Annotated in this window: 11 protein-coding genes and 1 pseudogene; 5 read left to right on the top strand and 7 right to left on the bottom strand. The window is 70.8% G+C overall.

Going from position 1 to position 15,390, the window contains the following annotated elements; all coding sequences use genetic code 11:
- Nucleotides 1-87 precede the first annotated feature (87 nt).
- The gene (locus FVE89_RS22750) at nucleotides 88-1,374 is read left to right on the top strand and encodes a hydantoinase/carbamoylase family amidase (protein ID WP_160536546.1); all 1,287 of its coding nucleotides are present in this window, start codon (nucleotides 88-90) and stop codon (nucleotides 1,372-1,374) included.
- Between the two features lie 13 nt (nucleotides 1,375-1,387).
- Here the strand turns inward: FVE89_RS22750 and FVE89_RS22745 are convergent, their stop codons facing one another.
- Together FVE89_RS22745 and FVE89_RS22740 are read right to left on the bottom strand one after the other, a co-directional pair.
- Nucleotides 1,388-2,707 carry a dihydroorotase gene (locus tag FVE89_RS22745; RefSeq protein WP_160536545.1) on the bottom strand — a complete coding sequence of 440 codons (1,320 nt, stop codon included), beginning with the start codon at nucleotides 2,705-2,707 and terminating at the stop codon, nucleotides 1,388-1,390.
- A gap of 13 nt (nucleotides 2,708-2,720) precedes the next feature.
- Entirely contained in the window at nucleotides 2,721-3,401 is a 681-nt protein-coding gene (locus tag FVE89_RS22740; protein WP_160536544.1) for an aspartate/glutamate racemase family protein, read from the bottom strand.
- Between the two features lie 142 nt (nucleotides 3,402-3,543).
- Here FVE89_RS22740 and FVE89_RS22735 point away from each other — a divergent pair, with 142 nt between their 5' ends.
- Nucleotides 3,544-5,010, top strand: coding sequence for an amidohydrolase family protein (locus FVE89_RS22735; protein WP_160536543.1), 1,467 nt, complete (start codon nucleotides 3,544-3,546; stop codon nucleotides 5,008-5,010).
- Between the two features lie 13 nt (nucleotides 5,011-5,023).
- Here the strand turns inward: FVE89_RS22735 and FVE89_RS22730 are convergent, their stop codons facing one another.
- The 5 genes and pseudogenes from FVE89_RS22730 to FVE89_RS22715 all read right to left on the bottom strand — a co-directional run bounded on the left by FVE89_RS22730 (nucleotide 5,024) and on the right by FVE89_RS22715 (nucleotide 10,554).
- Entirely contained in the window at nucleotides 5,024-6,616 is a 1,593-nt protein-coding gene (locus FVE89_RS22730; RefSeq protein WP_160536542.1) for an ABC transporter substrate-binding protein, read from the bottom strand.
- A gap of 341 nt (nucleotides 6,617-6,957) precedes the next feature.
- Nucleotides 6,958-7,176, bottom strand: coding sequence for a hypothetical protein (locus FVE89_RS22725; RefSeq protein ID WP_160536541.1), 219 nt, complete (start codon nucleotides 7,174-7,176; stop codon nucleotides 6,958-6,960).
- An 11-nt stretch (nucleotides 7,177-7,187) separates the two neighbouring features.
- Nucleotides 7,188-7,397, bottom strand: a pseudogene (locus FVE89_RS30645) (IS630 family transposase); the annotation flags it as partial.
- A 230-nt stretch (nucleotides 7,398-7,627) separates the two neighbouring features.
- Nucleotides 7,628-8,791: a serine hydrolase domain-containing protein gene (locus FVE89_RS22720; protein WP_160536540.1), complete on the bottom strand. Its 1,164-nt coding sequence runs from the start codon at nucleotides 8,789-8,791 to the stop codon at nucleotides 7,628-7,630.
- Nucleotides 8,792-8,907: 116 nt separating this feature from the next.
- Nucleotides 8,908-10,554 (bottom strand): NAD(P)/FAD-dependent oxidoreductase, encoded by a 1,647-nt coding sequence (locus tag FVE89_RS22715; protein ID WP_160536539.1) that lies wholly within the window; start codon nucleotides 10,552-10,554, stop codon nucleotides 8,908-8,910.
- 586 nt (nucleotides 10,555-11,140) lie between these two features.
- On the opposite strand from FVE89_RS22715, the gene FVE89_RS22710 reads away from it, so the two are divergent.
- The 3 genes from FVE89_RS22710 (at nucleotide 11,141) to FVE89_RS22700 (ending at nucleotide 15,291) form a co-directional block, all read left to right on the top strand.
- Nucleotides 11,141-12,022: an AraC family transcriptional regulator gene (locus FVE89_RS22710; protein ID WP_160536538.1), complete on the top strand. Its 882-nt coding sequence runs from the start codon at nucleotides 11,141-11,143 to the stop codon at nucleotides 12,020-12,022.
- Nucleotides 12,023-12,254: 232 nt separating this feature from the next.
- On the top strand, nucleotides 12,255-12,839 hold the full coding sequence (locus FVE89_RS22705) for a phospholipase A2 family protein (protein WP_160536537.1): 585 nt from the start codon (nucleotides 12,255-12,257) through the stop codon (nucleotides 12,837-12,839).
- Between the two features lie 253 nt (nucleotides 12,840-13,092).
- Nucleotides 13,093-15,291 (top strand): CHASE domain-containing protein, encoded by a 2,199-nt coding sequence (locus FVE89_RS22700; RefSeq protein WP_160536536.1) that lies wholly within the window; start codon nucleotides 13,093-13,095, stop codon nucleotides 15,289-15,291.
- Nucleotides 15,292-15,390 lie beyond the last annotated feature (99 nt).

Genomic DNA, 15,390 nt, shown 5'->3' with positions numbered 1-15,390 from the left:
CAAGGATCGTTCCGGCGCGGATGGCACGGGAGTGGCAGGGTGGTGCCGTCGCGGCCCGCCCCGGAGCCGCGCCCCGGGAGCCTCGGCATGGACAGGGTATCGGCGATCGGCACGGCGGTGCGCGCACAACGCGACCGGGTGGCGGCTTTGTTCGACGACCTCGCCCGGTGCGGACGGACGGATCCCGGGTTCACGCGGGCCTCCTACAGCCCGGAGGAGACCGAGGCCCACGCCGTGGCCGCGCGCTGCGCCGCCGATCTCGGCCTCGCGATCCACCGGGACGCGGCCGCCAACACCACGATGACGCTGCCCGGACGGGACGGGAGCCTGCCCCCGATCCTGATCGGATCGCATCTCGATACCGTGGCCCACGGCGGCAATTTCGACGGCGCCGCCGGGGTGGTGGCCAGCCTCGCCGCCGTCGCGGCGCTCCGCGCCATGGGGCTGACGCCGGAGCGCGACATCGTCGTCATGGGCATCCGCGCCGAGGAGAGCGTCTGGTTCCAGGTCTCCTACATCGGCAGCCGCGCGGCCCTCGGAACCCTGCCCGATGGGGCGCTCGATGCCGCCCGGATCGACAGCGGCCTCAGCCTCGCCGCGCACATCGCCCGGGCGGGCGGCGATCCCGACGCGCTGCGCAGCGGCCCGCCCGCCCGCGACGCCGCCGCGATCCACGCCTTCCTGGAGGTGCATATCGAGCAGGCACCGAGCCTGGAGGAGGCCGGGATCCCGGTCGGCCTCTGCACCGGAATCCCGGGCAATATCCGCTATCCCGACGTCCGGATCGTCGGGCGCCACGATCATGTCGGCACACCCCGCCGCTTCCGCCACGACGCCGCCATGGCGGGGGCGGAGATCGCGCTTGCCCTCGACCGGGTCTGGGCTGAGCGCGAGGCGGAGGGCTGCCCGATGGCCGTCACCTTCGGCCGGTTCCACACCGATGCCGCGGTCCATGGCCTGACCACCGTCCCCGGCGCGTTCCGCTTCAGTCTGGACATGCGGGCCTACGCGCCCGACGTGCTGGCGGCGCTGGAGGCCGCGTTCCTGGCGGCGGTGGCGGAGGTCACGGAGCGCCGGGGCGTCACGGTAGCGCTCGGATCGCGCGCCGAGGCGGGGATCGGTGCGGTCTGTCCCCGGATCCGCGACGGGCTCGCGGCGGCCGCGACGGCGCTCGGCATCCCCACCCGGCCCCTCGGCAGCCCGGCGTCCCACGACGCGGCCGCCTTCGCCAAGGCCGGCGTGCCGATGGCCATGCTGTTCGTGCGCAACGCCAACGGCAGCCACAACCCCGACGAAGACATGGCGATCGACGATCTCCTCGACGCGGTGGCGATCCTCACCGCGTGGCTGGTGGCGGAGACCTGCCCCGCCTGACGGCCGGCACCCCTCAGGCGGAAAAGCGCGCGAGGCTGCCGATCGGCGTGCCGAGCACCGTGTCATCACGCATCACGGGGCGGCCGCGCACGATCGTGGCGACGGGCCAGCCGACGACCTCGGTGCCGGCGAACGGCGTCCAGCCGCAGGGCGAGACGATCCAGGATTCCTCGATCCGGCGGCGCGCCTTCAGGTCCACGAGGGTGAAGTCGGCATCGTAGCCGGCGGCGATCCGGCCCTTGGCCGTCAGGCCGTAGACCCGGGCCGGCCCGGCCGCCATCAGGTCGACCAAGCGCGCCAGCGACAGGCGTCCGGCCGCCACGTGGTCGAGCATGATCGGCACCAGGGTCTGGACCCCGGTGAGGCCGGCCGGGCAGTCCGGCCAGGGCCGCTCCTTGGCCGCCCGCGCATGGGGCGCGTGATCGCTCCCGATCGTATCGACGGTCCCGTCGCGCACGGCCGCCCAGGCCGCCGCCCGATGCCGCTCGCCGCGGATCGGCGGGTTCATCACGCCGAATCCGCCCAGCGTGTCGTAGCAGTCCGGGGCGACCTGGGTGAGGTGGTTGACCAGCACCTCGACGGTGGCGACGTCGCGGAAATCGCGCAGATAGGCGAGTTCCTCGGCCGTCGAGACGTGCAGGATGTGGGTCGACCGCCCGGTCCTGCGGGCGAGCGCCATGAGCCGACGGGTGCCCAGGAAGGCGCATTCCTCGTCGCGCCATTCCATGTGTGTCCGGTAGGGCTGGCCCCGGCTGAACAGCGCCTTGCGGGCCTGAAGCCGGTCCTCGTCCTCGCTGTGGAAGGCCATGCGCCGGTGGCCCGCGCGCATCGCCCGCTCGAGATGGGCGTCGTCCTCGATCATCAGCGCCGCCGTGGAGCTGCCCGCGAAGACCTTGACGGCGCAGACCCCCGGCTCGCGCTCCAGCGCGGCAAGGGCATCGATGTTGCCCTTCGTGCCGGCCACATAGAGGCCGATGTCGCACCAGCTCCGGCCTGCCACGTAGTCGCGCTTCCAGGTGAGGCGTTCGATATCGGCGATCGGCGGGACGGTGTTGGGCATGTCGAACAGGGTGGCGATCCCGCCCAGCACCGCGGCCCGCGTGCCGGTCTCGAGCGTCTCCACGGCCGGGTCGCCGGGGTCGCGCAGGTGGACGTGGCTGTCGATCAGGCCGGGCAGGACGTGCAGGCCCGTAGCGTCGATCGTTGCCTCCGCGGTGGCATCGGCCGGCGTCGCGAGGTCCGCGATGCGCCCGTCGCGGATGCCGAGGTCGATCGCCGCGGTGCCCCAGGGGGTGACGCAGGTGCCGCCGCGGATCAGGAGGTCGTAATGCATGGCCGTGTCCACCCTACGGGGCCGCCCGGAGCAGCACCGCCCCGAGGGCGGCCGCCACGGCCTGCTGACAGGGCTCGACGACCGGCCGGCCGATAGCCCGCTCGACCGCGGCCCGGTGCGGCGCCATGCCGGCGCAGCCGAGTACGATGGCGTCGGCCCCGTCGCGCTCGACCAGGATCCGCGCGGCCGCGATCAGGCGATCCCGGATGGCCGCGCCCGCGGTCTCGTCCGCCCGCGCCTCCACCGGCCGGCTGCCGGCGTAGCGCTCGCCGAGGCCCATCTGGCGGACCATCCGGCGCTGGCGCCGCACGCTGCCCTCCGACAGGGCGACGATGCCGAAGCGCTCGCCCAGGGTGAGCGCGCGGAGGAGGCCCCATTCGGCGATGCCCATCACGGGCCGGCCCCCGGCGACCTCCCGGGCAGCGTGCAGGCCCGGATCGCTGAAGCAGGCGATGACGAAGGCATCGGCCGTCTCCGCCGCGATGCGCCGGGCGAGCGGCATCACCACGGAATCGGCGTCCTGCTGGGATCCGATGCTCGTCGGCCCCTCGGGCAGGTCCGTTACCGCGATGGCGGGTCCGCCGGCGAGGCGCAGCGGGTCCAGCGCCGCGTCGATGGCGGCCGTCACGGCCGGGGAGGAATTCGGGTTGATGACCAGGATGCGCGCGGATCTGCCGGCGTCGGGATGTTGCATGCCGCCTCCTGCGGAACCGGCGCGATGGCCTGCCGCCGACGATCGTGGCCGCCGCAATGCGAAACCCGGGCCGGACCGTCCTCGGTGCAACCCGGAAGGCACCGATCTTGCCCACCCCACCGACCCAAGGGAGAGGTGATCGATGCATGACGGCGCAGCGGACGGGACGGCCGGTGTCACCCTGGTGCAGGGGGCCCGGTGGGTCGTCGCCTGGGACCCCGACAGCGGCGGGCACGTCTACCGGACCGGCGCGGATGTGGTGTTCGCCGACGGCGTCCTCACCCATGTCGGGCCGGGCTACGCGGGGCCGCCGCCGGACCGCACCATCGACGCCGCCGGCTGCCTGGTCATGCCGGGCCTCGTCGACATCCACACGCACCTGTTCTCGGAGCCGATGAACAAGGGCATGTGGGACGAGGTCGGCAGCCAGCGCCTCTACAACACCTCGCTCTACGAATACCTGCCGATCCTGCGCCCCGACGCGGAGGGGACGCGGGCGGCCTACGGGGTGGCGCTCGCGGAGCTCGCGCTGTCGGGCGTCACCACCGTCTGCGACCTCGCCCTGCCGAGCGCGGGCTGGCTCGATCTCCTCGGCGGGTCGGGCCTGCGGGTCTGCATCGCCCCGATATTCCGCTCCGGGCGCTGGCTCACCCGGAACGGCCACAGCGTGGACTACGAATGGGACGAGGCGGCGGGCCATCGCGGCCTGGAGCAGGCGCTCACCGAGATCGCGGCGGCGGAGCGCCATCCGAGCGGGCGCCTGTTCGGCATGCTCTGCCCGGCGCAGGTCGATACCTGCACGGCCGAGCTGCTGCGGGATGCCCATGGCGAAGCGGTCGAGCGCGACCTGCGCCTCCACACCCACGCGGCGCAATCCCTGTCGGAGTTCCACGAGATCACCCGCCGCACCGGGATGACGCCGATCGAGTGGCTCGACGATCTCGGCGTGCTCACCGAGCGCACCATCATCGGGCACGGGATCTTCCTCGACGACCATCCCTGGACCCACTGGCACAGCCCCGGCGCGGATATGCGGCGCCTGGCCGAGCGCGGCGCCACAATCGCCCATTGCCCGACGGTCTTCGCCCGGCGCGGCATCGCGCTCCACCATTTCGGCCGCTACCTGAAGGCCGGCGTCAACATGGGCATCGGCACCGATGTCTACCCGCACAACATGCTGGATGAGATGCGCCTCGTCTCGTATCTCGCCCGGGTCGTGGCCGAGAACCCGCGCGACACCCGCGCGGCCGACGTGTTCCACGCCGCCACGGTGGGCGGCGCGAAGGCCCTCGGGCGCACCGATATCGGCCGGCTGGAGCCGGGCTGCCAAGCCGATTTCGTGCTCGTGGACTGCGCGCATCCGGCCATGCGCCCGTGCCGCGATCCCGTGCAGTCGCTGATCTACTCGGCCGGCGATCGCGCGGTCCGGCAGGTCTTCGTCGGCGGCCGCGAGATCGTGCGCGACGGCCGCCCCCTGACGATCGACTACGCGGCGGCGTCTGCCGCCCTGGAGGAGGCGCAGGGCCGCGCGCTGGCGCAGATCCGGCAGCTCGATTGGGCCGGGCGCGGCCCCGACGCCATCGCGCCGCCGACCTTCCCGGGCTTGTAAGGCCCCGGGCGCCTCAGGCGGGCCGCACGTTCCAGAAGGTCGGGAATCCGTCGAGGATCCCGGTGAGGCCGGAGCGGTAGGCGGTCGGCTGCAGGTACTGGCCGAGCGGGTAGTAGGGCACGTCCTGCATCGCCTGGAGCTGGATGTCCCGGCAGAGCGCGGCGCGGGCCGCCTCGTCCGGGGCGGTGAACCACGCGTCGCGCAAGGATTCGATCCGCGGGGTCGTGGCCCAGCCGGCATAGCCGGTCTCGCCGGTACCGCGCAGGGCGATGTAGCCGGCGGGGTTGAGCCAATCCATGCCGGACCAGTTGGTGACGAAGGCGCTCCAGCCGCCCTCGGAGACCGGCCCCTTGCGGTTGCGCCTTTGCAGCATCGCGTTGAACTCGACCGCGTAGACCTCGACATTCATGCCGACCCGCTGCAGCAGGTCGGCGGCGACCTGACCGAGGGCCAGCAGGGGCGCCGAGTTCGACGGCACCATCAGCAGCACCGTCTCGCCCTTGTACCCGGCGGCCTTGAGGTCGGCGCGCACGCGATCCGGGTCGCGCGGACCGTTGAGCGGCCCGAGCCCATCGGTCGAGGCCATCGGGGTGCCGGGGCAGAAGAAGCCGAGGGGCACGTGGAACAGGCCGGGATCGTCCACGCCCACGACGCCCTGCATGCAGGCGGTCTGGTCGATCCCGCCCCAGAGCGCCCGCCGGATCGCCGGGTTGTTGAAGGGCGGCTGCAGGTGATTGACCCGCAGCATCGTGACGAAGCCCGTCGTGTCGAGCACGCGGGTGGTCACGCCCTTCGCGGCCTTCAGCAGCCCGAGCTGGTCGTGCGAGGCGTATTCCTGCCAATCGGCCTCGCCGGCGACCAGCGCCGAGGTCGCCGTGGAGGTGTCGCCGATCACGCGCCACTCGACCCGGTCGTAGTGAACGACCTTCGGACCCGAGGTCCAGGTGAGCGGCCCGCCCTTGCGGGGCACGTAGCCCTCGAAGCGGGTATAGACCGTGCGGTCGCCGGGCACGCGCTCGTCCGCCTTGAAGCGGAACGGCCCCGAGCCGATCAGCTCGGGCACCTGCTGGAACGGGTCGGTGACGGCGAGGCGCTCCGGCATCATGGCGCAGACCGGCACCGAGGCCTTGCCCAGCGCGATCGGCAGGAGCGGGAACGGCTGCTTGAGCTGGAACCGGATGGTCCGGTCATCGGGCGCCGAGAGTTCGTCCGTCATCGCCATCAGCGAGCCGCCGAACGGGTCGCGCTTGGCCCAGCGCCGCAGGGAGGCGACGCAGTCGCGGGCGAGAACCGGCGTGCCGTCGTGGAAGCGCAGGCCGTCGCGCAGGGTCAGGTCCCAGCGGCGCCCGTCCTGCTCGATCCGGTGACCCTCGACCATCTGCGGCGTGGCGCGGTAGGCGCCATCCATGCCGTAGAGGGTGTCGAACACCATGTAGCCGTGGTTGCGCGTGATGTACGCAAAGGTCGTCACCGGATCGAGCGTGACGAGATCCTGCTGCGGGATGAAGCGCAGGGTCGTGGCGGCCTCCGCACGGACCAGGGATGGTGCCGCGACAGCGCTCGCCATGAAGGCCCCGGCTCCCTGCAGCAGCGTACGCCGCTTCATCGGACAACTCCCACTCTGCTCGGGCGGCCATCGTAGGGCCGCTCGCGGTGGTCCGGTGCGATCACCGAACCCGGCGACCCGCAGGCTTGCAGGAACGAGGCCGCGGCCCGGCCGGAGAGAAACCGCCTCCGCAATCCGGTCGGTCTGTCTGCGTCCGGAGGCTCGAATTCCTGTGCGGCCGGCCCTCCGAACCGGCATCCCGAGCGGCGGGGCGCACCGGGGAAGGCCGGCGCAGGCGCGGCGTGGCCGGGCCTGGGCATCGAGACCCCGCACAGCGGCCGGAGGTTCAGGAATTGCGCCCGGCGGTCGATCGGGGCCTGACTCCGACCGATCGGTGGTGATCATGACCGATAGGCCCGGATGCGCAGGCCGAGGGACATGATCTTCCAAGGTGGTCGATCAGGCGCCTCCCGGCAGGCAGCCCAGATCGACGATGTCGTCGTGGGGGCGAAGACCCGATCGCCGAGCCCGTTGCCGCGCATGACGTGCCAGACGTTCGCCACCGGCACGAGTTCGGGCGCGCAGGGCGGCCGCCTGAGCAGGGTGATGGTGTCCGGCACGATGACGTCCCGGGCCCTCTTGCGTTGAAGACCAGCGCCCAGTCGCGCACCGTTCGCAGGCCCAGCGCGCCGATCCGCGCCGCCTGGGTACGGCTTCCGCCGTCGTAGACCGCAGCCGGCGCCAGAAGCCGGCGGCTCTGGCTGGTGTCCCGGCTCGCCCGGGCCCGTCGCCGAAGATCGTCGGCAGCAAAGTCCTCGCGGAGAGATCCGGCAGCGGACATGGCAAAACCCTTCGGGTTCGCCCCATCGCATCACTGCCGCCACGCTGCAAAACCCGTGAGTCCGCCTCACCGTCGACCGGTATCCGTTCAACGATAGCGGGCCACACCGTCCGGCTGGCCGGGTGCACGCTGACGGCATGCCCGCATGGCGATCCTCCGCCCCCGAGGCATGAACCGGCGCTGCCTTCAGGATCCCGTGCGGGAATTTCGGAGAAGGCAGCGGGGTGGCTCTACAGGCTGCGATAGATCGCCGTCTCGAAGGCGAGATAGCTGCCGAACGAGGACGGATCTCCGAACGGCAGAATCTGGGTCGCCCAGAAGCCGCCGATGCCGTTCCGGCGGTCGATCCAGTAGAAGAGATTGGCGAGACCCGCCCAGCCGAGCGAGCCGGCTGGCCGTCCCGTCGGCGCATCCTCGTCGTTGATCATGAAGCTGAGGCCCCAGGATTTCTTTTGTCCGGGGAAGAACTCCGCATCGTTCGCGAGCGTGGGAATCACGCCGGGCAGCATCGTCACGGCCTGGCCCTGCAGATGGTTCTGCGCGGCTCGTCGCACCGTCTCCGGCTGGAGGATGCGGCCGTCCTCGCCCTCTCCGTCGTTCAGCCACATCCGGATGAACCGGATGTAGTCCCCGACCGTGCTGTAGAGGCCGTGGCCGCCCATCTGGATCTCGGGTTCCGGCGGGAATTCGAAATCCATCGCGGTCAGGGTGCCGTCGGGATTGCGGGCATGCATGCCGGCGAGGCGCCGGCGCATGGGGTCGGTCAGCGTGAAGCTGGTTTCGCGCATGCCGAGGGGCTCGAAGATGCGGGCCTGCAGCACCTCGCCGAGGCGGCGCCCCGTGATGCCTTCGATGACCTGCCCACACCAATCGAGATTGCTGCCGTATTCCCAGCGGTCGCCCGGGTCGAACAGCAGTGGCGTCATCAACGAAGCCTTCGTGCCGGCGACGACGCTCGGCTGCCCCCGCTCCTTGGCCAGACGCGCATAGCTGTGATTGAAGAAATCGTAGCCGAAGCCGGCGGTGTGAAGCAGCAGCATCCGCGTGGTGACGGCACGCTTGGGCGCCCTCAGCCGCGGCTCGCCGGCGGCATCGAAGCCGTCGAGAACCTGGATCCGCCCGAGGTCGGGGGCATAGGTCGAGGCCGGCGCGTCGAGGTCGAGCCGTCCCTCCTCGACGAGCTGGAGCGCCGCCGTGGCGGTGATCGCCTTGGTCGTCGAGAAGATCGCGAAGACCGCGTCGGTGGTCATCGGGGCGTCGCCGTCGATGCGGCTGCGGCCGGCCGCCCCCGCGTAGAACGTCTGGCGCCGGTCCGTCGCCATCGCGACAACCCCCGGCACCTTCGCGGCGCCCGCGACGGCGTTTCGCAGGATCGCGTCGAGCGAATCGCGCATGCCGTCCGATGTCGAAATCCCTGTCATGTCCTGTTTCCCATGATGCTGAAGAGCGGGGGCACGGCATCGCGGGTCGTGCCCCGTATCCATCGACGGTCCGGATCGATCGCGCGGGTTCAGCGGAAGGTGAAGCCAGGATAGCCGTGCTCCGCCACGGCCGTGCATTTCTGCCGGTAGGTGCCGACGCCGCCGATATAGGACAGGAGCCTGCGCGGCTTGCCGGGGACGTTCGAGCCCGTATACCAGGATTGGGTCTTCGCCACGAGCGTGGCCTCGGCGAGGGCGTCGTGATGCGCGACCCACCCGTCCTGTGCCGCCTTCGTCGCCTCGATCACCTGAACGTCCCTGGACCGCATGTGGGCGATGCAGTCGCTGATCCATTCCGCCTGCTGCTGCAGGCAGGTCGTCATGTTGCAGAGGGCCGCCGAGGGCGCGAGGGGCGCGCCGGTCATGAAGAGGTTGGGGTAGCCGTGGACCTGAAGGCCCATGGTGGTGCGGATGTCCCGTGACCACTCCTCCTTGAGGGAGCGGCCGTCACGACCGCGGATGTCGATCCGCGTCAACGCCCCGGTCCCGGCATCGAAGCCGGTCGCCAGGATGATCACGTCGAGCGCGTGCTCGGTTCCGTCCGCGAGTCGGATCCCCTTCGGTGTGATGGCGGCGATCGGGGTCTGCCGCAGGCCGACGAGCGTGACGTTCGGCCGGTGGAACACCTCGAGGAAGCCGCGCTCCAGCGGTACGCGGTGCGTTCCGAAGCCGTAATCCGAGGGGATCAGGATCTCGCAGAGACGGGGGTCCTTCAGCCGCTCGCGCATCTTCGCGCGCACGAATTCCGACACCGCCTCACTGGCCTCCGCGTCGGTGAAAATCTCCGCGAAGGAGGCCAGCCAGAGTTTGAGCGAACCGTCCCGCCAGGTCTCATCGATGATCGCCTGCCGCTCCTCCGGGGTCCGGTCGGCCCAAGCGCCGTTCTCGTACTCGTGTTCGAAACCGGTGACGGTGTTTGGAAGCCGCTCCGCCAACGCCCGGAAGCGCGCCTTGTAGGCGTCCTGCTCGGCGGGCCCGTAGGCCGGGTTCTTCATCGGCAGCGTGTATTGCGGCGTGCGTGCAAAGACCGTGAGATGGCCGACCTGATCGGCGATGGTCTGGATCACCTGGATGCCGGTGGCGCCGATGCCGACGACGCCGACGCGCTTGCCGGAGAGGTCGACGGGAGTCTTGGGCCAGCGTGCCGTATGGAACAGCGTCCCCTCGAAGTCCTCCTGGCCGGGAAACAGCGAGGCCAGCGGAGCCGACAACATCCCGCAGCAGGTGATCAGGTAGCGGGTGTCGATCACGTCGCCCCGGTCGGTCTTCACGCGCCACCGGCCGATCGCCTCGTCGAAGCGCGCCTCCGTGACCGTGGTGTCGAAGCGTATGTCCTTGCGCAGGTCGAGCCGGTCGACGACGTAGTGCATCCACCGTTCGATTTCCGGCTGGCCGGGAAACTTCTCGCTCCAGCTCCAGCCTTTGTATAGATCTTCTGAGAATAAATATTGATAGATATAGGATTCCGAATCGAAGCGGGCGCCCGGATAACGATTCCAGTACCATGTCCCGCCGACATCCGAGGCGGTGTCGAAGGCCATCACGGACAGGCCCTGCTGCCGCAGGAGATGCAGTTCGTACAAGCCCGCCACGCCGGTGCCGATGATCATCGCGTCCAGGGTCAAGGTCGCCCCGGTCGCACGGCCCGATTCCGTGGGACGGATCACGTCAGACATCGTTTTCTCCCTGATCGTATTTTTTGAGATGTTTGGTCGTATGGACGCGCGTCGACTTGTCGGAACGGCCCATTGGAACGGGACCGCTGACGGCGGACACTTGGCCGCGCATGTCCTCGTTCCGGCGGCGATGACCTCCCCAAGCGGCCCACGGAATCGCGGCCCATGGAACCGCAACGCCATGTAGGCACCGATGCGGTGTCGCGGTCTTGGACGCGCGGCGGCGGCGTGTTGTCTGGTCTTGCTGTCCGCCCCGTCGTCAAACCCCGGTCGGGATGGCGGCGCCGGTTCGGCCGGCACGGTCGCAGACCGCCGCCGGAGGTGGCTTGCACGATAGCGTACGGCAATATATTTCAGCGAACGGCGTCACGCCAGCGCCGAGCCTGGAAACAAAAAGCGTGATTCTCTTCGTGTCGTCATCCCAGGCGACCGCTGGAAGGAGCGATGTGTCGCCGTCTGGGGCCGTGCCCGGTCGCGTTGCCGTCGTTCACCGCCCTGAGCCCTTGTTTCGATGCGCTCTCGCGCGCCGAGCCGGCCTCCACTTCGGCGGCGAGCGCTCCCGTTCCGGAGCTTCGACGCGGATCCCATGAGCACGCTGATCACACCCGACGAATTACCGATCTGGGTACCCGGCGAGGTGACCGTCGACAGCGCGACGCTGAATTGGGACAAGATACGCGTCCGCGGCTACCGCTATGCGCCCTCGGACGTGCCCATCCCGCCGCTCCAGGATCTGCTCGTCGTCGTCTACATGGACGGAGCCACGCCGATGCATCGCCGCTGCGCGGGCGATTGGCGCAACGACCTCGTGGCGCCGGGCAGCATCTCCTTCCTGAGCCACGAGATCCGTTCGCACTGGCGCTGGACGGAGCCGACGGAGGTCCTTCACCTCTATCTCTCGCCCTCGCTCCTCAAGGCGGCGGCATCGGACCTGTTCGAGCGCGAGATCGCCGCGGTGAACCTCCGCGACGTGCTGCGGGCGGACGATCCCGTGCTCGCGGGGCTGGTGATGGCTCTGGCGCAGGAGACGCGCCAGCGCGGGATCGGCAGTTCCCTCTACGTCGATTCCATCCGCCACTGCGCCTGCATCCATCTCCTGCGTCACTACACCGAGGTGCAGTTCCGGGCGTCGACGGCCCCTGGCGGCCTGTCCCTGTCGCAAAGACGGCTGGTGGTGCGCTACGTCGAGGACAATCTCGACAAGGCGATCACCCTGGCGGACCTGGCCGGCGTCATCCGGCTGAGCGTGTTTCACTTCACGCGCAAGTTCCGCAGCGAATTCGGGTGCTCACCGCACGCCTACGTGATGCAGCGACGGATCCTGCGCGCCAAGCATCAATTGGCCCGCACGAACCTCCCGATCAAGGTGATCGCGGCCAATTGCGGCTTCTCCGACCAGAGCCACATGACGCACGTCTTCCGCACGCGCCTTCAGATAACGCCGGCCTCCTATCGGAACCAGGCCTAGATGTGCGGGCCCGGGATGAGGCGGTACGGAGCGCGCGGTCGATCGGGGCCCCGCTTGCCCGCAGGGCGGGGCGGCTGTCGCGCGATCCCGGGGGAAGCGGCCCGGCACGGGCATGAGACGGTGCGGGAGGGACGCGCCCCGGGGCGGCAAGGTCCTCGTAACCGTGGCGGGACGGGAGCCGGAACGGAAAAACCGGGCTTCGCGTTGAGGGGCGCTGATCCGGGGGCCATCCGTGAGACCGTCTCTCCTCGCCGTGCTGGGGCTGCTGCTCGCGGCTTGTCCGCACCCGTCCAAGGCGCAGGGCGTGCAGGAGGCGCCGGCCGCGACCGTCGAGGTGGAGGAGCCCCGCCCGGGGCCACCCCCGCCGCTGCCGGACATCTCGGACCCGAACGGACGGGCGGGAGAGCCCCTGAACGAGGCCGGTGAGCGCTCCGGCATTCCGAAGGCGCTCCGCGCGTCGGGATCGAAGGCCGGCGGCCCGGCCAACGACCTGAACCCCAATGGCAGGGCCGAGGCCCCGGCACCGCCGAAGGGCGACCTCGGCCGGGTCATCGCCGGCACGGAGCTGTTCCACGGCAACTATTGCGGAAAGGGCCAGCGCGGCGAGGGCCTGCCGCCGACCGACGCGCTCGACGCCGCGTGCATGCACCACGACGCCTGCTACGATTCGGCCGGATACAGCTCGTGCGCCTGCGACGCGACGCTGAGGCGCGAGGCCGCGACGGTTTCGGACAGCCCGGCCGTGTCGCTGGAAGTGCGCCGGCGCGCGCTCAGCGTGATCGAGGCAACGGCGGCCATGGATTGCCGCGCGCCCTGAAGGTCCGGTTTCCCGACGGCTCCCGCCCCGCCTCGTGCGGCGGAGCGCCGAATGGCCCCCGTGACGCCATCATGCGCTCGCATGTCCCTGCCGGTCCGGAAAACGGACCGCTCTTCCATCCGGTCGCGCCTTGTATCGTTCTTCCCAGCCGCAGGGTCGTGTCGAGAGCACGGACCCGACAAAGTCGCAGGCGGCGAAAGCGGCCCGTCGGATACCGCCCGCGATCCTGGCCGCGGGCCTGCTCGCGACGGCGGTGGGCACCGCACTGACATGGCGGGCGGCGCATCTGCGCGACCGCCTGACCTTCGAGCACGCCACCGAGATCGAGCTGCGCACGGTCGAGGATCAGTTCCGCACCTACACCGCCCTCCTGCGCGGCGGCGCCGGCCTGTTCGCCGCCCAGGGCGATACCGTCACGCTGGCCGAGTTCCGAGCGTATGTGCGGCGGATTGAGTTCCAGAGCCTGTATCCCGGCATCCTCGGCATCGGCTTCACGCCGACCCTGCCGGCCTCCGAGCGGGAGCGGTTTCCCGCGCGGGCCGAGGCGCTGGGCGTGGCGAATGTCCGCGTGCGGCCGCCGACGGACAACCCGGCGATCAGCCCGGTCCTGTTCGCCGAGCCGCCGAACCCGCGCAATCTGGCCGCCATCGGGTACGACGTGATGTCCGACCCGGTCCGGCGCGACATGGTCGAGCGCGCCCGCGACACCGGCCTGCCGGCCGCCTCTGCGCGCATCCAGCTCGTGCAGGAGATCGACGCGAACAAGCAGGCCGGCTTCCTGGTCGCCGTGCCGGTCTATGCCGGCGGCGTCGTGCCCCCGGACGTCGACGACCGGCGCCTGCGATTCCTCGGCTTCGTCTTCGGCGCGTTCCGCGCCGACGACCTGTTCGGCACCATCGTGGCGGCCGAGGCCGAGCAGGACGCCGCCTTCGCCATCTACGACGGCGCACCGGACCCGGCGACCCTGCTGCACCGGTCCGCCGGGGCTTCCACCGTCGCGCCCGGCCACCTGAAACGGGAGGTCAGCCTCGAACTCGGCGGTCGCACCTGGACCGCCCTCTTCGAGCAGCGCCTCTCCCCGAAGCGGGCCTCGACGCTTCCGGAGATCTGGCTCGTCTGCGGCGGCGGCCTGTTCGCCACGGCGCTGCTGGCCTTCGCCGCATACCGGCAACGCCGCACGCAGGACGAGATCCATCAGCTCAACGCCACGTTGGAAGCCCGGGTCGAGGAACGGACGCGCGACCTCCAGGAAGCGGCCGACCGCCTCCGGCAGGCCGGCGAGGAACGCACGCGCATGGAGGAGGCGCTGCGCCAATCGCAGAAGATGGAGGCGGTCGGCCAACTCACCGGCGGGCTGGCGCACGACTTCAACAACCTGCTGGCGGGCATCTCGGGCTCGCTGGAGCTGATCGAGACCCGTGTCGGCCAGGGGCGGGTCAAGGATGTGGGCAAGTACATCGCCGCCGCCCAGGGGGCCGCGAAGCGGGCTGCGGCCCTGACCCACCGGCTGCTCGCCTTCTCACGCCGCCAGACGCTGGCGCCCAGGGCCATCGACGCGAACCGGCTGGTGGATGGGATGCTCGACCTGATCCAGCGCACGGTCGGGCCGGGCGTGGAGATCCGGCATCGCGGCGCGGAGGGCCTCTGGCCCGCGCTGGCGGACCCGTCCCAGCTCGAAAACGCCCTCCTGAACCTGTGCATCAACGCGCGGGACGCGATGCCGGACGGCGGCCGGATCACCATCGAGACGGAAAACCGCTGGATCGACCGTCGGCAGGCTGCGGCGCAGGACATGCCGGAGGGCCAGTACCTGTCCTTGTGCGTGTCCGACACCGGCACCGGCATGCCCCCGGACGTCGTCGCCCGGGCCTTCGACCCGTTCTTCACCACGAAGCCGATGGGCGAAGGCACGGGCCTCGGCCTGTCGATGATCTACGGGTTCGCCAAGCAGTCCGGCGGCCAGGTCCGGATCACCTCCGCGGTCGGCGCCGGCACGACCGTGTGCATCTACCTGCCGCAGCACCGGGGCGAGGTGGAGGCGGAGGGGCCGGCCCCGACGAAGCGCCCGATGGCCCGGGCCGAGGCGGGCGAGACCGTGCTGATCGTGGACGACGAGCCGACGGTTCGCATGCTGGTGACCGACGTGCTGAGCGACCTCGGCTATCTGGCTTTGGAGGCCGTGGACGGGGCGGGCGGGCTGCGGGTGCTGCAGTCGGACGCGTGGGTCGACCTCCTGGTGACGGATGTCGGCTTGCCCGGCGGCCTGAACGGGCGCCAGTTGGCGGATGCGGCGCGGGTCGGCCGGCCGGACCTGAAGGTGCTGTTCATCACCGGATTCGCGGAGGCCGCCGTGCTCGGCGACGGTCATCTCGATCCGGGAATGGCCGTGCTGACCAAGCCCTTCGCGGTCGATGTCCTGGCCGACCGCATCCGTGCGATGCTCGCGCGATGAGCCGGGCCGCTCGGCGACACGCCGGGAAGGCCGCGGCCGGCCGACCCGACACTTCAGGGCCTGGAGGCCTGTCCCCCGCGTGAGGAGCCAAACGTCCCG

Source organism: Methylobacterium sp. 2A (genome assembly GCF_009806555.1).
GTDB lineage: Bacteria > Pseudomonadota > Alphaproteobacteria > Rhizobiales > Beijerinckiaceae > Methylobacterium.
The sequence above is the reverse complement of the archived record's forward strand: the minus strand, read 5'-3'. Positions and strand labels throughout refer to the sequence as shown.